The organism is Acidibrevibacterium fodinaquatile (assembly GCF_003352165.1).
Taxonomy (GTDB): domain Bacteria; phylum Pseudomonadota; class Alphaproteobacteria; order Acetobacterales; family Acetobacteraceae; genus Acidibrevibacterium; species Acidibrevibacterium fodinaquatile.
In genome coordinates this window covers 1,712,668-1,728,640 of sequence record NZ_CP029176.1, presented here as the reverse complement: position 1 = coordinate 1,728,640, position 15,973 = coordinate 1,712,668, and the positions used below count along the sequence as shown (strand labels likewise).

The 15,973-nt window shown below is 66.9% G+C and carries 16 protein-coding genes and 2 pseudogenes; 1 reads left to right on the top strand and 17 read right to left on the bottom strand.

The window, feature by feature from the left end:
* From DEF76_RS08355 to dusB, 4 genes are all read right to left on the bottom strand, one after another.
* Window positions 1-2,154, bottom strand: a complete 2,154-nt coding sequence (locus DEF76_RS08355; RefSeq protein WP_114913753.1) for a sensor histidine kinase NtrY-like — start codon at window positions 2,152-2,154, stop codon at window positions 1-3.
* 109 nt (window positions 2,155-2,263) lie between these two features.
* Window positions 2,264-3,736 (bottom strand): nitrogen regulation protein NR(I), encoded by a 1,473-nt coding sequence (gene ntrC / locus DEF76_RS08350; protein WP_114911942.1) that lies wholly within the window; start codon window positions 3,734-3,736, stop codon window positions 2,264-2,266.
* A complete protein-coding gene (locus DEF76_RS08345; protein WP_114913752.1) occupies window positions 3,733-4,812 on the bottom strand; it encodes a two-component system sensor histidine kinase NtrB in 1,080 nt (359 codons plus the stop codon). The genes ntrC and DEF76_RS08345 overlap by 4 nt, the downstream gene beginning before the upstream one ends.
* Before the next feature lie 56 nt (window positions 4,813-4,868).
* Window positions 4,869-5,930, bottom strand: a complete 1,062-nt coding sequence (gene dusB, locus DEF76_RS08340; protein ID WP_114911941.1) for a tRNA dihydrouridine synthase DusB — start codon at window positions 5,928-5,930, stop codon at window positions 4,869-4,871.
* A gap of 118 nt (window positions 5,931-6,048) precedes the next feature.
* Between dusB and ispF the strand changes: the two are divergent.
* Window positions 6,049-6,537: pseudogene (gene ispF, locus DEF76_RS08335) on the top strand (2-C-methyl-D-erythritol 2,4-cyclodiphosphate synthase); the annotation flags it as partial.
* A gap of 11 nt (window positions 6,538-6,548) precedes the next feature.
* Here ispF and DEF76_RS08330 read toward each other — a convergent pair.
* The 13 genes and pseudogenes from DEF76_RS08330 to DEF76_RS08275 form a co-directional block, all read right to left on the bottom strand.
* Window positions 6,549-6,731, bottom strand: coding sequence for a hypothetical protein (locus DEF76_RS08330; protein WP_114911939.1), 183 nt, complete (start codon window positions 6,729-6,731; stop codon window positions 6,549-6,551).
* Window positions 6,732-6,733: 2 nt separating this feature from the next.
* Complete coding sequence (locus DEF76_RS08325; protein ID WP_114911938.1) at window positions 6,734-8,041, bottom strand: O-acetylhomoserine aminocarboxypropyltransferase/cysteine synthase family protein; 1,308 nt, start codon at window positions 8,039-8,041, stop codon at window positions 6,734-6,736.
* A gap of 191 nt (window positions 8,042-8,232) precedes the next feature.
* Window positions 8,233-9,132, bottom strand: coding sequence for an ADP-ribosylglycohydrolase family protein (locus DEF76_RS08320; protein WP_114911937.1), 900 nt, complete (start codon window positions 9,130-9,132; stop codon window positions 8,233-8,235).
* 16 nt (window positions 9,133-9,148) lie between these two features.
* Window positions 9,149-10,024 carry an ADP-ribosylglycohydrolase family protein gene (locus tag DEF76_RS08315; protein WP_275895709.1) on the bottom strand — a complete coding sequence of 292 codons (876 nt, stop codon included), beginning with the start codon at window positions 10,022-10,024 and terminating at the stop codon, window positions 9,149-9,151.
* A 44-nt stretch (window positions 10,025-10,068) separates the two neighbouring features.
* A complete protein-coding gene (gene grxD, locus DEF76_RS08310) occupies window positions 10,069-10,422 on the bottom strand; it encodes a Grx4 family monothiol glutaredoxin (protein WP_114911936.1) in 354 nt (117 codons plus the stop codon).
* Window positions 10,423-10,447: 25 nt separating this feature from the next.
* On the bottom strand, window positions 10,448-10,681 hold the full coding sequence (locus DEF76_RS08305; RefSeq protein ID WP_114913750.1) for a BolA family protein: 234 nt from the start codon (window positions 10,679-10,681) through the stop codon (window positions 10,448-10,450).
* Between the two features lie 40 nt (window positions 10,682-10,721).
* Window positions 10,722-12,917, bottom strand: a pseudogene (purL, locus tag DEF76_RS08300) (phosphoribosylformylglycinamidine synthase subunit PurL); the annotation flags it as partial.
* On the bottom strand, window positions 12,914-13,084 hold the full coding sequence (locus DEF76_RS19305; protein WP_162800562.1) for a hypothetical protein: 171 nt from the start codon (window positions 13,082-13,084) through the stop codon (window positions 12,914-12,916). The gene DEF76_RS19305 and the pseudogene purL, both read right to left, overlap by 4 nt.
* Before the next feature lie 13 nt (window positions 13,085-13,097).
* Window positions 13,098-13,793, bottom strand: coding sequence for a phosphoribosylformylglycinamidine synthase subunit PurQ (gene purQ / locus DEF76_RS08295; RefSeq protein ID WP_114911934.1), 696 nt, complete (start codon window positions 13,791-13,793; stop codon window positions 13,098-13,100).
* Window positions 13,790-14,134 (bottom strand): Rap1a/Tai family immunity protein, encoded by a 345-nt coding sequence (locus DEF76_RS08290; protein WP_114911933.1) that lies wholly within the window; start codon window positions 14,132-14,134, stop codon window positions 13,790-13,792. The genes purQ and DEF76_RS08290 overlap by 4 nt, the downstream gene beginning before the upstream one ends.
* Window positions 14,131-14,376 (bottom strand): phosphoribosylformylglycinamidine synthase subunit PurS, encoded by a 246-nt coding sequence (gene purS / locus DEF76_RS08285; RefSeq protein ID WP_114911932.1) that lies wholly within the window; start codon window positions 14,374-14,376, stop codon window positions 14,131-14,133. Before purS ends, DEF76_RS08290 begins: the two co-directional genes overlap by 4 nt.
* 28 nt (window positions 14,377-14,404) lie before the next feature.
* Complete coding sequence (purC, locus tag DEF76_RS08280; RefSeq protein WP_114911931.1) at window positions 14,405-15,169, bottom strand: phosphoribosylaminoimidazolesuccinocarboxamide synthase; 765 nt, start codon at window positions 15,167-15,169, stop codon at window positions 14,405-14,407.
* 72 nt (window positions 15,170-15,241) lie between these two features.
* Window positions 15,242-15,973: an NRDE family protein gene (locus DEF76_RS08275; RefSeq protein WP_114911930.1), complete on the bottom strand. Its 732-nt coding sequence runs from the start codon at window positions 15,971-15,973 to the stop codon at window positions 15,242-15,244.

Sequence of the window (15,973 nt, the reverse complement as noted above, 5' to 3'; positions counted from 1 at the left end):
TTAGGAAGAAGCGGGGGCGCGAGGCAAGACGAGGATCGCGACCGCACCCGGCCCATCCTGCCGGTCATCGAGAACCAGGCTGCCGCCATGGTCCTCCATGATCTTCTTGACGATGGCAAGACCAAGCCCGGTGCCCTTCGGCTTGTGCGTGACATAGGGTTCGGTCAGGCGGGCGCGGTCCTCGGCGGGAAGGCCGACGCCGTCATCTTGGATTTCGATCCGCACCGCCTGCTCGCCGTCGATCACCGCGAGCGTGATCGCGCCGGCGCCCGGGCGCATGCTGATCGCATCGGCGGCGTTTTGCAGGAGATTGGTGAGCGCCTGGCCGAGCAATCGGTGGTCACAGGGCGCGATCGGCCCGGCCGGCGGGATCCGCGTCGTCCAGGCGATCTCGGGGTGGGCATGGCGCTGGAGGATCAGCACCTCGCGCAGGATGCGGCCGATATCCTCGGGGCGGATCACCGGCTGGGGCATGCGCGCAAAGGCCGAGAATTCATCGACCATGCGGCCGATATCGCCGACATGGCGGACGATGGTGTCGGCGCACTGGCTGAAGGTCTCGGGGTCGGAGTGGATTTCCTTGGTGAAGCGGCGCTTCAACCGCTCGGCGGCGAGCTGGATCGGGGTCAGCGGGTTCTTGATCTCATGCGCGATGCGCCGCGCGACATCGGCCCAGGCCGCCTTGCGCTGGGCGGATTGCAGCTCGGTGATGTCATCGAAGGTGACGACGAAGCCGCGCGCCCGGCCCGCCGCCTGCTCGACGCCGATGCGCACCAAAAGGGTGCGGCGGCGATGGGCCGGGCCGATCGCGATTTCGGCGGTTTGCGCCCGCTCCGGGGCGGCGCGCGCGGCTTCGATCAGGGGCGCGAATTCCGGCACCTCCGCCCCGAGATCGCGCCCGATCGCGGTCATCAACTCGCGGTCGAGGAGATCGCCGGCGGCGCGGTTGGGCAGCTCGATGCGGCCTTCGTCATCGAGGCCGATGACCCCGGCCGAAACCCCGGACAAGACCGCCTCGGTGAAGCGCCGGCGCTCGTCGATCTGGCTATAGGCGTCCATCAGCTCGCTACGCTGCGCGCCGAGCTGGCCGGTCATGCGGTTGAAGGCGCGGGAAAGCCCGGCGATTTCGTCCCCGGTCGCGGTCTCGGGCACCCGGACCGCGAGATCGCCGGCCCGCACCCGCTCGGCGGCCTGGATCAGCCGCCCGATCGGGCGCGCGATCTGATTGGCGATGACGAGGCCGATCAAGACCGCCGCGGCGAGCACGAGGAGGGCGACGAGCGCGAAGACGACGACGAAGGTGATCTGCAGACCCGAGCGGTTCTGATCGAGCCGGTCATATTCCGCGACCGCTTTTTGCACGCGCGCCATGTGGTCGAGGATGGCGGGATCGACCGGGCGATCGATCATCAGCATCAAGGACGGCGTCGCATTGATGAGCACGACGGCGCGCACCCGCGTGCCATCGCCGCCATCCATGACCACGGCATCGCCGCCGCGCGCCGCCTCGATCGCCCAGGCCGGCGGCAATTCCGCGCCAAGCCCCGACATCAGCCCGGCGGAGGCCAGCACCTGTCCGGTTTCGGGCTCGAACACCACCGCCTCGGTCAAGCCGCGCAACGCCGCTTGAGAGCCGAGGATGCGGGCAAAAGTTTCCGGATCGTCGGCGAGGAAGCGGCCGGCCTGGGCGAGGTCGTTGGCCATGCCGAGGGCATCGGCGCGAATGTTGTTGCGATGCTCGTCGAGATAGCCTTGGGCTGCTTGCAGGCTCTCTTCGAGCGCGGTCTGCACGCGCTCATTGAACCACGCCTCGATGCCGACATTGAAAATCGCGGCGGCAAAGCCGGCGACGACGATCGCCGGGACGACGGCAACGCCACTGAACAACAGCACCAGCCGGACATGGAGCTTCGAGCCCGCCGATCCCCGCCGCCGCTCGACCCAAACCCGCGTGACCCGCCCCGCGAGCAGCGCGCCGAGCAACAGCAGCACCACGACATTGGCGAGCACCAGGCCAAACACCAGGTTTGGCCGCAAGCCGAGCGGCACGCCGTTGGCGAGCACCGAAAACGTGCCGATGCCGAGTAAAAGCGCGCCGGCGGCAAGCAAAAGCGTCGCCGCCTTGCCGAGCAGGAGATCGCCGAGCCGCGCCAATCGCCATGAGCCGCGCCCGGCGCTTTCACCCGCGTCGGATGATGCCGGCGGTGCGGCGGCCTCTTCATGCTCGGAGAGGATGAGCGTCACGACACCCGCCCTGCCCGTCTCATGACACGCCGCGCAGCACCTGGATGTCGAGATCGCGGATCTTCTTGCGCAGCGTGTTGCGATTCAGTCCGAGCATGGCAGCGGCCTTGATCTGGTTGCCCCGGGTCGCCGCCAGCGTCAGCTCGATCAGCGGCCGCTCGACCTCTGCCAGCACCTGGTCATAGATATCGGACGGCGCAAGCCCGTCACGATGGGCGGCAAGAACATGCATGATATGCCGCTCGACCGCCTGCGCCAAGCTTTCCGGTGCCGATGCCGCCGGCGGCGGCGGCTCGGCGGCGGGGGGCGCGCCGGTATCGAGCAACTCGCTCTCGATCACCTCGCGCCCGATGACCTCCTGCGGGTAGAGGGCGGCGAGGCGACGCATCAGATTTTCGAGTTCGCGGACATTGCCCGGCCAGCGATAGGCCATCAGCGCGCGCTGCGCTTCCTCGTCGAGGGCCTTCGCCGCCATCCCCTGTTCGCTCGCGCGGTCAAGGAAATGGCGGGCGAGTTCGGGGATGTCCTCGGCGCGTTCGCGGAGCGGCGGCAGGCGGATCGGCACCACGTTGAGGCGGTAGAAGAGATCCTCGCGAAACAGCCCCTGGCGGATCGCTTGGCGGAGATCGCGGTGGGTCGCGGCGATGATGCGGACATTGGCGCGGATCGCCTGACGCCCGCCGACCGAGGTGAATTCCCCTTCCTGCAAGACGCGGAGAAGCCTTGTTTGCGCCTCGGGCGGCATGTCGCCGATTTCGTCGAGAAACAGCGTCCCCCCCGCCGCCTGCTCGAAACGCCCTGGGCTGCGGCTGGTCGCGCCGGTGAAAGCGCCGCGCTCATGGCCGAATAATTCGCTCTCGATCAGTTCGCGCGGGATCGCCGCCATGTTGATGGCAACGAACGGGCCGCCCCGCCGGCGCCCGTAATCATGAAGAGCGCGCGCAACCAGCTCCTTGCCGGTGCCGGATTCGCCGATGATCATGGTGGTGAGGTCGGTGGTGGTGAGACGGGCGATGGTGCGGTAGATCTCCTGCATCGCCGGGCTCCGCCCGATCAGCGGCAGGCGCTCCTCGCCCTCGCCGCCGATCGCCGGCGGCCGCTCGGCAAGCGGCGAAGGCGCCGCCAGCGCACGGCCTACCGTTGCCAGCAATTCCTTGAGATCGAAGGGCTTGGGCAAATATTCGAAGGCGCCGCGCTGCGCCGCCTTGACCGCCGTCAGCAGCGTCGATTGCGCGCTCATGACGATGACGCGCAAGTCCGGGCGCAGGCGGCGGATGCGCGGCACCAGATCGAGCCCGTTCTCATCCGGCATGACGACGTCGGTGATGACGAGATCGCCCTCCCCCTCCTCGACCCAGCGCCAGAGGGTCGCCGCCGTCTGCGTGCTTCGCACCTGGTAGCCGGCGCGCCCGAGCGCCTGGGTGAGCACGGTGCGGATCGAGCGGTCGTCATCGGCGATCAGGATCGTCGGAACAGCCCCCGGCAGGCTCATGCGGTGTCGCCTTTTTCAGTCAGCATGGGAAGATGGAGCCGGAACTCGGTGCGTCCGGGCCGGCTTTCGACCTCGATCAAGCCGCCATGATCGCCGATGATCTTGGCGACCAGCGCAAGCCCGAGCCCGCTGCCGGCAACCCGCGAGGTGACGAAGGGGTCGAAGAGATGCGGGCGGATGTCGTCGGCGATGCCCGGCCCATTATCGCGCACCGCGACCACCAAGGGCAGGTGGAGCGACTCCTCCGCCCCCGGCACGGCGAGGCGGAAGCCGTGCTGAAACGCCGTCGAAAGCGTGATCTCGCCAGGCGTGACGCCGGCTTCGGTGATCGCCTCGGCGGCGTTTTTGACCAGATTGAGGATCACTTGCAGCAACTGGTCGCGGTGGCCGGAGACCGGCGGCAGGGAGGGGTCGTATAGCTCGTTGAAGCGGATCCCGGCGGCAAAGCCCGACTGCGCGAGGCGGCGGACATGCTCGAGCACGCGATGGATGTTGACTGCCTCGCGCCGGAGCGGCTTTTCGCCAAACACCTCCATGCGGTCGACGAGGGTGCGAATGCGGTCGGCCTCGTCGCGGATCAGGACGGCGAGTTCGCGATCGGCCTCGGCGACCGAATTCTCGAGCAGTTGCGCCGCACCCCGAATGCCGGAAAGCGGGTTTTTCACCTCATGCGCGAGCACCGCCGCCATCCCGGCGACGCTGCGCGCCGCACCACGGAAGCTCAATTGCCGGTCGAGCGCACGAGCGGCCGAGAAATCTTGCAAAATCAATAAAACAAAGCCCGGCTTTTCGGCAATCGGGGTGCCCTGGACGGTGATCCCCGGCTTCGAAAGGCGCGGGCTTTCGAGCGTCAGATCATGATCCGCGACCGTGACCTCGCCGCGGCGAACCTGCGAGAGCAGCATGAAAATCGGATTATCCGGCGGCACCAGATCGAGCAGGCGAAGCTGCACGAGCTGCGTTCGCGAGAGGCCGAAGAACTGCTCGGCGGCGTGATTGGCATACTGAAAACGGTTTTCGGGATCGAGCAACACCACCGGCGCCGGCAAGGCGCCGAGCAGCAGGGCCGGCTCCATAGCCGCCAGTTCCGCCCCTGCCTGATCTGCGCCGCCGATCCCGCGCGCAGCACGCATCAAGCCGCCTCGGCGACCGGGGATGAAGCGTCGATCAGCGGGTCATAAAAACGATCGATCAGCGCGAGCACTGCGGCAACCTCATCGAGCCGGTTGATGTCGGCGCGAAACATCGCCGAGCCACGGAGACCCGTCGTGTACCACCCGATATGCTTGCGCGCGATGCGAAGCCCAGCCTGCGCACCGTAATGGCTGAGCATGGCGTCGAGATGGCCGAGCAGGATTTCCTTCTGGCGCGCGAGCGGCGGCGGCGCGAGCGTCTCACCGGTCGCGAGGAAATGGCTGATTTCGGCGAGCAGCCAGGGCCGGCCATAGCAGCCGCGCCCGACCATGACCCCGTCGGCACCAGAGCGGGCGAGCGCGCGGGCGGCATCAAGCGGCGTCTTGATATCGCCGTTGACGATCACCGGAATCGAAACCGCCTGCTTGACCTCGGCGATGAAATCCCAATCGGCGTCGCCAGTATAGAATTGCTGGCGGGTGCGGCCATGCACGCTCACCATGCGGATGCCGCAGGATTCGGCGATGCGCGCAAGGCGCGGCGCGTTGCGGTTGGCGTGGTCCCAGCCGAGGCGCATTTTCAGCGTCACCGGAACCGGGACGGCGCGCACCGTGGCTTCGAGAATGCGCGCCGCCTGCCCCTCGTCGCGCATCAAAGCCGAGCCCGCCTGCTGGCCGAGCGCCACTTTCTTCACCGGGCAGCCGAAATTGATGTCGATCAGATCCGCGCCACGCGCAACAGCGAGCCGCGCCGCCTCCGCCATCGCCTGCGGCTCGCAGCCGGCGAGCTGGACGGCGTTGGGCCCGGTGCCGGAGACCACTTCCGCCATCCGCAATGTCGTCTGGTTTTCGCGGATCATCGCCCAGGAGGCGATCATCTCCGAAACCACAAGGCCGGCGCCGAGCGCGCGCACGAGGCGGCGGAACGGCAGATCGGTCACCCCCGACATCGGCGCGAGAATGACCGGCTCGGGAAGCCGCACGCCACCGCCGAGGTCGATCGCGGCGAGCTTGGGGAAACCGGCGGGAGCGGGAGACGGCGAAGAAAGGGTGCTCAGCATTTAATCAAATTAGCCGCTCGAAGGTTGACGTGCAACCAGCGCCCGGCGATCATGCCGAGAGAGAGAGCAGATGGGCGCAGGGGGCGCGGGAGTGTTGCACGAAAATCATGCGCCGTTGCCAAGCTGGCTGCCCCGCATCGGCACCGGTTTTGATGTCCACGCCTTCGCGCCGGGCCGCACGCTGGTTCTTTGCGGCGTCATCGTGCCGCATGAGCAAGGGCTCGCCGGCCATTCGGACGCCGATGTCGGCATCCACGCGCTTTGTGACGCGATTTACGGCGCCCTCGCCGAAGGCGATATCGGGCGCCATTTCCCGCCCTCCGACGCCGAATGGAAAGACGCCGACAGCGCCCGCTTCCTCCGCCACGCGGCTGGCCGCATCAGGGCGCGCGGCGGCGTCTTCGGCAATGCCGACGTCACCCTGATCTGCGAGCGGCCGAAAATCGCGCCGCACGTGCCGGCGATGGCGGCACGGCTCGCCGAACTCCTTGGCGTCGCCGCGGGCCAGGTTGCGATCAAGGCGACGACTTCGGAAAAACTCGGCTTTACCGGCCGCGGCGAAGGCATCGCCGCGCTCGCGAGCGCGCTGGTGCTGCTGCCGGCGTAAGCCCGCGGCGTTCAGTGGCCTGACGCACCGACCGGCGCGCAATTGCTGCGCCCGGCGGCGACGCAATCCTGCACCCGCCCGGCCTCGCCGAGAACATGGACGAGCCAGAGCCCGCCCGCGACGAGAACGGCCACCACGACCAGCGCAATCAAGGCGCCGCGCGGCGGCGGATCATCGTCGCGATCGTCAGCCATGCTCAGCCAACCAGTCTCGCCGCCGCCAGCGCCTGATCGAGATCGGCGAGAATGTCCTCGATATGCTCGATGCCGATGGAAAGCCGCACATAACCGGGCGAAACCCCGCTCGCCGCCTGCTCGGCCGGCGAAAGCTGGGAATGGGTCGTCGTCGCCGGATGGATCGCGAGACTGCGGGAATCCCCGATATTGGCGACGTGATAGAAAAGTTTGAGTGCGTCGATGAAACGCCGCCCGGCTTCCGCGCCGCCCGCGAGTTCGAAGCCGACGAGGCCACCCTTCCCGCCCGGCATGTACTGCGCCGCGCGGGCCAACGCCAAGCCCTCGGCGCGGCCCGGATAGATGACGCGGGTGACGTCGGGGTGGCGCGCGAGAAACGCCGTGACCGCCGCGGCATTCTCGCTATGGGCGCGCATCCTGAGCGCCAGGGTCTCGAGCCCCTGGAGGATGAGAAAGGCATTGAACGGGCTGATCGCGGCGCCGAGATCGCGCAGCAATGTCACCCGCGCCTTCAAAATATAGGCGATCGGGCCGAGCGGCTTTGCCGCCTCGCTCCACACCGCGCCATGATAGCTCGGATCGGGGCGGTTGAGCAGCGGCTGGCGTTCGGGAAACGCGCCCCAGTCGAAATTACCGCCATCGATCAGCACGCCACCGATCGAATTGCCATGCCCGCCGAGCCATTTCGTCGCCGAATACATCACCACCGCGGCGCCATGCGCGAAGGGGCGGACGAGCAAGGGCGCCGCCGTATTGTCGATGATCAAAGGGATGCCGAGACGCCGCCCGATGGTCGCAACCTCGCCGATCGGAAAGACGCGAAGCTTGGGATTGGGCAATGTTTCGCCGTAATAGGCACGGGTGCGGCCATCGGTCGCCCGCGCGAACGCCTCAGGGTCTTCGGGATCGACGAACCGTACGTCGATCCCCTGATCCTTGAGGGTATTGGCGAACAGATTCCAGGTGCCACCATAAAGATCGGTCGCGCTCACGATATTGTCGCCGGCGCGGGCGAGATTCTGCACCGCCAAGGCCGACGCCGCCTGCCCCGAGGCCACCGCCAGCGCCGCAACCCCGCCCTCAAGCGCCGCAAGCCGCTTTTCCAGGACATCGACGGTCGGGTTCATGATGCGGGTATAGATGTTGCCGAGTTCCTTCAGCGCAAACAGATTGGCCGCCTGCTCGGTGCTGTCGAACTGATAGGAAGTGGTCTGATAGATCGGCACCGCGACCGAGTGGGTTGCCGGATCGGCGCGCCAGCCGGCATGGAGTGCGAGGGTCTCGGGATGCGGCGGGTTGGACTTCGTCATCGGCGGGAACTCCTGTAAAACACGATTTTATATCGTGGAATGTTTTTATATGCGATAAACCGTGTATAATTTCGAGGGCGCGCCGGCAAGAGATTTCTTCATGTAAACAGGGGTGGTTCTTTTTTGAAAAAAGAACCAAAAAACTTTCCCGCGGCGGCTGTCGCCGATGGCGACAGCCGAATGGGAGAAAGTTATTTCACGACATCGAAAAGCTGCTCGGCGAGCCGAGTGATGCGATCGATGCCGACCAGCTTCTCCCGCCAGGCGAGCGGCAAGGCCGAAGCGCCCCAAATCGCGCCGGCGATCTGCCCGGTCACCGCCGCGACGGTATCCGCATCCTGGCCGAGATTAGCCGCGAGAATCAGCGCCGCGCGCGCATCCTCCGAGCGCGCGACGCACCAGAACGCCGCCTCCAGCGTATCGACGACATAGCCGGAGGAGCGGATCTGCGCCCGCTGCTTATCGCGCCAGCGCCCAGCGGCGATCTGGGTGATTTCGGCGAGCCAGCCCGGCCGCGCCGGCTGCAACAGCGCCGCCTTGCCAGCGCCACCGATCGCCGCGACCAACACGCGCGCGAGCAATTCACACGCATCGAGGCAGGCCGGCGCGGCGTGCGTGGTCTGGCTCTGCAAACGCGCAATCGCCGCCGCGCGATCGGGCGAGCCATGCCAACGGATGGCAACCGGCGCGAGGCGCATGATACTGCCGTTGCCGGCATCCATCGGATCTTCCGAGCCCGCCATCGGATCGCCATTCTTGCGGAAGCGCTCGAGCGCCGCGCGGGTCGCGTTGCCGATGTCAAAACAGGTTCCGGTCGCGCTATTTTCGCCCTTTTTCCACCAGCGCACGAAGCGTTCCATCAAATCGCGCGGATCGAGATCGGGATGGGCGAGGAGCGATTCGGCGAGGCAAAGCGCCATCGCCGTGTCATCGGTCCACTCGCCGGGCTTCAAGCCAAACGGGCCGCCGCCGATGAGATCACTGACGAGCGGGCGGGAATCACGCTTTTGAAATTCCAACGGCACGCCGAGCGCATCGCCGGCCACAAGCCCGAGCAGGCTGCCAATGGCTCGATCGCGGCGCGGATCCATGTCTCGTCTCCCAAAATCATTCCCCCATGAAAGCGCCAGCCTCATAGAGCCGCAGCGCCCGGTCAGAGATATGCGCGACCTTGGCAAGGTTTTCCACCCAGATTTGCGGAATGGCAGCCGCGCCCCAAATGGCGCCCGCGATCTGCCCGGCGATCGCGGCGGCGGTATCGGCATCGCCACCGAGATTGGCGGCCAGCAGCACCGCTTCCGAGAAATCCCCAGCGCATGCGACACACCAGAGCGCCGCCTCGAGCGTGCCGGCGGCGCTGCCATCGGCGCTGATTTCGCCCCGCCGCTTGCCCCGCCACGCGCCTGACGCCAGGGCCGCGATCGCCGGCTCGCGCACATCGGCGGCGGGCGCGGCAAGCGCCGCCTTGCCCGCGCCGGCGATCGCTGCAACCAGAATGCGGGCGAGAAGTTCAGCCGCCTCGACCGCGACCGCCGCCGCATGGGTCGTCTGGCTCTGTGCGCGGGCGATCCGCGCCGCCTCGTCCGGCGCGCCATGAAAGCGAATGGCGACCGGCGCAAGCCGCATGATGCCGCCATTGCTCGCCGGCGCCCGACCCGCTTCGGCGAGAAGCCGGCCCTCCGTGCGAAACCCTTCCAGCGCCGCCCAGGTCGTCCGCCCGATGCCGATGCCAACGCCGGTCGCGCTATTTTCGCCCCGCTCCCACCAGCCTAGAAACCGGGAAAGGAGGTCCAGAGGGTCGAGCGCCGGATCGGCCAGCAGCGAATCGGCGAGACAGAGGGCCAGAGCGGTATCATCCGTCCACGCGCCCGGTGGCAACGCGAACGGCCCGCCACCGACCATGCCGATCAGCGGCGGCTCGACATCGCGGGGGCTGCCTTCGCGCGGCGCGCCGAGCGCATCACCCACCGCAAGCCCAAGCAGGGCGCCGAGCGCCCGCTCCCGCCGCCAATCAGACGCCGGCGACGTCAGGCCGCGGCCTGGTGCGGCACGCCCTTTTCCTTGAGCAGGGCAGCAAGTTCGCCGGACTGGAACATCTCGGTGACGATATCGCTGCCGCCGACGAATTCGCCTTTGACATAAAGCTGCGGGATGGTCGGCCAGTTGGAGAATTGCTTGATACCGTCGCGCAGCTCCGGGTCTTCCAGGACATTGGCGGTGTGGAACGGCACTTCGAGATGGCTGAGGATCTGCACGACACGGGCCGAAAAGCCACATTGTGGGAACATCGCCGTCCCCTTCATGAACAGCATGACGGGATGGGCGTCGATCTCAGCCTGGATGCGGGCGAAAACAGGGTTGGCGGAAGCTTCGGTGGTCATCGCGAAAAACTCCTTATCGCATGCGTCATTCAGGGGGCATGGTCTGCAACGCGAGGGCATGCAGCTCACCGCCCATGCGCCCACGCAACGCGGCATAGACGATCTGGTGCTGGGCGACGCGCGAGAGGCCGCGGAAACGCTCGCTCACCACCGTCGCGGCGTAGTGATCGCCGTCGCCGGCGAGATCCTCGATCGTGACGCGGGCATCAGGCAGCGCCGCCTTGATCAAGGCCTCGATCTCGCTCACCGCCATCGCCATCGCCATATCCTTCGTCTGTTCCGCCGGTTTCATGCGGCGCGGCCATGAAAGCGGGGAAAAACCGCTCGCGCGCCGCCTGCAACTCTGCCAGCGATATGGCGAGGCCACCCGGCAGTGTCAAATCCCGCCCGGTGCTTTCGCTGCGATCGCTTCTGCCGAGGAAGCGCGCCGGCACGCCCGCCATCTCGGCGGCGACGAGCATGGCCGCGCCATCGGCGAGCGCGAGCACGTAACGCCCTTGCTCCTCGCCGAACCAAAAGGCATGCGCCGGCAAATCGGGCGGCGGCGGGTCGAGGATCGCGCCGGTCTCTCCCGCCAGCGCCATCTCGGCGAGCGCGACCAAAAGCCCGCCATCGGCGACGTCGTGGCACGCTTTGACGCGCCCGGCGAGAATTTCCGCGCGCACGAAATCGCCCGCCCGGCGCTCGGCGGCGAGATCGACCGGCGGCGGCGCGCCCTCTTCGCGGCCACAAATCTCGCGGAGCCAAAGGCTTTGGCCGAGCCAGCCGACGCTCGCCCCGATCAGCACCAAATCCAACCCCGGCGCCAGCGCGATCCCGACCGCATCCGCCGCATGATCGAGCACGCCAAGCCCGCCGATCGCCGGCGTCGGCAAAATCGCGCGGCCCTCGGTCTCGTTATAGAGGCTGACATTGCCGCTGACGACCGGGAAATCGAGCGCCCGGCAGGCTTCCGCCATGCCGCGGATCGCGGCGGCGAACTGGCCCATGATCTCGGGCTTTTCCGGGTTGCCGAAATTGAGATTATCGGTCAGCGCAAGCGGCCGGGCGCCGGTTGCGGTCAAGTTGCGCCACGCCTCGGCGACCGCTTGCGCCCCGCCGACGCGCGGGTCGGCGGCGCAGTAGCGCGGCGTGCAATCGGTGGTCAGCGCGAGCGCGAGATCATACCCCTCGATCCGCACCACCGCGGCATCCGCCGCACCCGGCCGCTTGATGGTCTGCCCGCCGACGGTCGCGTCATATTGATCCCAAACCCAGGCGCGCGAGCAAAGATCAGGGCAGGCGACGAGGCGGAGCAAGGCCGCTTTGATACCGATCGGATCGGCGATGGTGGCGGGATCGAGCGCCGCCGGTGGCGGCGTCTCGGTGATCGGGCGGCGGTAGAGCGGCGCCTGGTCGGCGAGTGGGGCGAGCGGGATATCGGCCTCGATCCGCCCGCGATGGCGCACCACGATATGGCCGCTTTCGGTGAGATGGCCGATGATCGCGAAATCCAGATCCCATTTGCGAAAAATCGCCGCCGCCATCGCCTCGCGCCCCGGCCGCAGCACGAACAGCATGCGTTCCTGGCTTTCCGAGAGCATCATCTCATAGGCGCTCATGCCGGTCTCGCGTTGCGGCACCTGGTCGAGATCGAGTTCGATGCCAACCCCGCCCTTCCCCGCCATCTCGACCGAGGAACTGGTGAGCCCAGCCGCGCCCATGTCTTGGATGGCGATGACGGCATCGGTCGCCATCAGCTCGAGGCAGGCCTCGATCAGCAATTTCTCGGTGAACGGGTCGCCGACCTGCACCGTCGGGCGTTTTTCCTCGGCATCCTCGCCGAATTCGGCACTCGCCATGGTGGCGCCGTGAATGCCGTCGCGCCCGGTCTTGGCGCCGACATAAACAACGGCATTGCCGACGCCGGCGGCGGCGCTGAGAAAAATCCGATCCGCCGGCGCGATCCCGACCGTCATCGCGTTGACCAGCGGATTGCCGTTATAGGAGGGATGGAAATTGACCTCGCCGCCGACGGTGGGGACGCCGACGCAATTGCCATAGCCGCCGATGCCGCGCACCACGCCATCGACGATGCGCCGTGTCGCCGGATGCGCCGGATCGCCGAAGCGGAGCGCATTGAGGTTGGCGATCGGGCGCGCGCCCATGGTGAAAACGTCGCGCAGAATGCCGCCAACCCCGGTCGCCGCGCCCTGATAGGGCTCGATGAAGCTCGGATGGTTGTGGCTCTCCATCTTGAACACGGCAGCGAGACCCTCGCCGATCGCAACCACCCCGGCATTCTCGCCCGGCCCGTGGATCACCCAGGGCGCGCTCGTCGGCAAGTCACGGAGCCAGACGCGCGACGATTTATAGGAACAATGCTCCGACCACATGACCGAGAAAATGCCAAGCTCGGCCAGACTCGGCACGCGCCCGAGAATGGCGAGAACCCGGCCATATTCCTCGGCGCTCAGACCGAATTGACGGGCGAGGTCAGCGGAAATTTCGGTCATGGGCAGCCGTATAAAGATAAAAAGGAGGGAAAGACTTCTTTTTCTGAAGAAAAAGAAGCAAAAAGACTTTTTCCCCGTTCTCTTGGTGTGGCAAATTTCCTCGGAGCGGGCAGTGCCATCGGCACTGCCCCAACGGAAAGAAAATTCTTTTTTTCAAAAAAGAACATTTTCATACCCTTGTCATTGCCCGGCGAACGCCCCGGCGAGCCCGGCGAACAGGGGCAGACCGTCCTCGCCGCCGACGAGTGGGTCGACGAGGTCTTCGGGGTGCGGCATCAGGCCGAGGGTGCGCAGGTTGGGCGAGAAAATGCCGGCGATCGCGCGCGCGCTGCCGTTCGGGTTCGCCTTGGGCGTGACGTCACCCGCGGGCGTTGCGTAGCGAAAGGCGACCAAACCCTCGCCCTCCAGCCGGTCCAGCGTCGCGTCATCGGCGAAGTAATTGCCATCGCCATGGGCCATCGGCGCGCGGAACACATCGCCCGCCCGATAACCGCGTGTGAAGGCGGTATCGGCGCGCTCGACCCGCAAATGGCAGTCACGCGAGAGAAAACGCAAGCCGGCGTTGCGGAGCAGTGCTCCGGGCAGCATCCCGGCCTCGATCAGGATCTGAAACCCGTTGCACACACCAAGCACATGGCCGCCGCGCGCGGCAAAATCGCGCACCGCCGCCATCACCGGCGCCCGCGCCGCCATCGCGCCGCAGCGCAGATAATCGCCGTAGCTGAACCCGCCCGGGAGCACCACGAGATCGAGGCCGGCGAGATCGGTCTCCTGATGCCAGATCATGCGCGGCGCCCGCCCGCTCGCGCGGGTGAGCGCTATCGCCATGTCACGCTCGCGGTTGATGCCGGGAAAGAGAACGATGCCGGCGTTCATTGTGGACAGGGATAAAGTGCCCGCAACGCCGCGCGCACGGCGGGCGCGGCATCGCCGTCCGGCTCCCCCTTGGCATGCGCGCGGAGATAATAAACGACCGCATCGCGGAGATTGCGGATCGCAAGCCCGGCCGGCACGCAAACCTTGCTTCCGGCCTCGCTCTGGGTGGTGTCGGTAACGCCGATGAGATAGCCAGTGCAGTCGGCGAGCCGCTGCTCATCGGAGGAGGCGCAGGACTTGATGAGAAAATCGCGCTTGATGAAACCGGCCTCGGCCGGCCTTGCCGCGATCAGCATGACGCCGCCGAGCAGCACCGCGAAAACCACGAGAGATCGCATCATTTCGACTCCACTTGCACCGAAAACCGTTCGATCACCAGATTGGCGAGCAGTTTGCGCGCCATCTCGGTGGCCATGGCCCGCGCCGCCTCGGGGTCGGTCTCGTTAAGTTCGATCTCGATCACCTTGCCCGCCCGCACGTCCGCGACCGCGGCGAAGCCCAAGCCGTGCAGCGCCTGCGCGATCGCCTTGCCCTGCGGGTCGAGCACCCCCTCCTTCAGCATCACGGTGACGACCGCCTTCATCGTCCGCCTCCCTTCACGTTCGCCTTACCTACTGCATCGTCTCCGGCCCCTTGAGATCACGCGAGCCGGCCTCGGGCATGATGCCGAGCCGACGCGCCACCTCCTGATAGGCCTCCTCGACCTTGCCGAGATCGCGGCGGAAGCGGTCCTTGTCCATTTTCTCGTTGGTCTTGGCGTCCCAGAGGCGGCAATTATCCGGGCTGATCTCATCGGCGAGGATGATCCGCATCTCCTCGTTCTCCCACAGCCGGCCGAACTCGAGCTTGAAATCGACGAGCATGATGCCGACGCCGAGAAATAGGCCGGTGAGAAAATCATTGGTGCGGAGCGTGAGCGCGATGATGTCGTCGAGATCCTGCGGCGCCGCCCAGCCGAACGCGGTGATGTGCTCTTCGGCCACCATCGGGTCGTTGAGGGCGTCGTTCTTATAATAGAACTCGATGATGGAGCGCGGCAGACGGGTGCCCTCAGGGATGCCGAGCCGCGCCGAGAGGCTGCCCGCGGCAATGTTGCGAACAACCACTTCGAGCGGAATGATTTCAACCTCGCGAACGAGCTGCTCGCGCATATTAAGGCGGCGGATGAAGTGGTTGGGAATCCCGACTTCGGCGAGGCGTAGCATCAGATACTCGCTGATGCGGTTATTGAGCACGCCCTTGCCGGTGATGACGCCTTTTTTCTGGGCGTTGAAGGCGGTCGCGTCGTCCTTGAAATATTGCACCAGAGTGCCGGGTTCCGGCCCCTCGAACAGGATTTTCGCCTTGCCTTCGTAAATTTGCCGCCGTCGCGCCATGATCGTCCTTCCTTCTGCCGCGAAATCCGGCGCCCTCGGTATACCCTCCCGCCGCCAAAGCGAAAAGGCCGGTCAGTCCGCCGCCAGGCTCACCGGCGTGAAGGCGGCGCTATCGGGTGGCCCCGGCGCGAACAGCCAGACCGGGACGCCGTTGGCGGGCAATGCCAGGAGTGACGCACAGACGGTGCCAAATCCGCCGCGCGGCGTAATGGTGAACTGGCTTTCGATGGCGCCGCTGCGGTCAGCGAGAATGCTGCGCCAGCTCTCCCAATCGTCCGGCGGCACCGGCGCCGGCGCCGCCATCAGCCGCGGCAAATGGCGGGCGACGCGCGGGCTGGTGAGATCATTGGGATCGCGCGCCGTCACCATCGCGAGGCCCGGCGCGAGCCGCTCGGCATGCGGCGTGCCGGTGGCGAGGCCACGGAGGAAATAGGCACCCGAGCGATCGGCGATCACCATGTTAAAGCGCCGCCACTCGCCAGCATCGAGCCGGGTGATCGCCGCCGCCGCGGCCTCGGCGCTGTCCTCGGCGAGCGCGATCAGCGGCAATTCGCCGCGGCTCCGTTTGCCGAGCTTGGGGCCGAGACTGCCCTGGCGATTGAGCACCGCGGCGACCACGCCGGCGCGGTTGATGGCAAGCCAGGTGCCGCCCGCGAGATGATCACGCCCGCCGACCACGCGGGGATGCTCGGGCCAATGTGCCGCCGGCGCATCCCAGCCGCGATCGACCATTTCGTCGCGATTGGCGGCAAGCAGGAGCGGCCAGGGATCGCCAGGGCGATGGAGCACGACCAGAGTGCACAC

Bases quoted from the DNA above. Each gene is read 5' to 3' on its own strand.
- ntrC (WP_114911942.1), bottom strand. From the start codon at position 3,736: ATGAGCCTGCCGGGGGCTGTTCCGACGATCCTGATCGCCGATGACGAC.
- DEF76_RS08345 (WP_114913752.1), bottom strand. From the start codon at position 4,812: ATGGAGCCGGCCCTGCTGCTCGGCGCCTTGCCGGCGCCGGTGGTGTTG.
- dusB (WP_114911941.1), bottom strand. From the start codon at position 5,930: ATGCTGAGCACCCTTTCTTCGCCGTCTCCCGCTCCCGCCGGTTTCCCC.
- DEF76_RS08330 (WP_114911939.1), bottom strand. From the start codon at position 6,731: ATGGCTGACGATCGCGACGATGATCCGCCGCCGCGCGGCGCCTTGATT.
- DEF76_RS08325 (WP_114911938.1), bottom strand. From the start codon at position 8,041: ATGACGAAGTCCAACCCGCCGCATCCCGAGACCCTCGCACTCCATGCC.
- DEF76_RS08320 (WP_114911937.1), bottom strand. From the start codon at position 9,132: ATGGATCCGCGCCGCGATCGAGCCATTGGCAGCCTGCTCGGGCTTGTG.
- grxD (WP_114911936.1), bottom strand. From the start codon at position 10,422: ATGACCACCGAAGCTTCCGCCAACCCTGTTTTCGCCCGCATCCAGGCT.
- DEF76_RS08305 (WP_114913750.1), bottom strand. From the start codon at position 10,681: ATGGCGATGGCGGTGAGCGAGATCGAGGCCTTGATCAAGGCGGCGCTG.
- DEF76_RS19305 (WP_162800562.1), bottom strand. From the start codon at position 13,084: ATGTTCTTTTTTGAAAAAAAGAATTTTCTTTCCGTTGGGGCAGTGCCG.
- purQ (WP_114911934.1), bottom strand. From the start codon at position 13,793: ATGAACGCCGGCATCGTTCTCTTTCCCGGCATCAACCGCGAGCGTGAC.
- DEF76_RS08290 (WP_114911933.1), bottom strand. From the start codon at position 14,134: ATGATGCGATCTCTCGTGGTTTTCGCGGTGCTGCTCGGCGGCGTCATG.
- purS (WP_114911932.1), bottom strand. From the start codon at position 14,376: ATGAAGGCGGTCGTCACCGTGATGCTGAAGGAGGGGGTGCTCGACCCG.
- purC (WP_114911931.1), bottom strand. From the start codon at position 15,169: ATGGCGCGACGGCGGCAAATTTACGAAGGCAAGGCGAAAATCCTGTTC.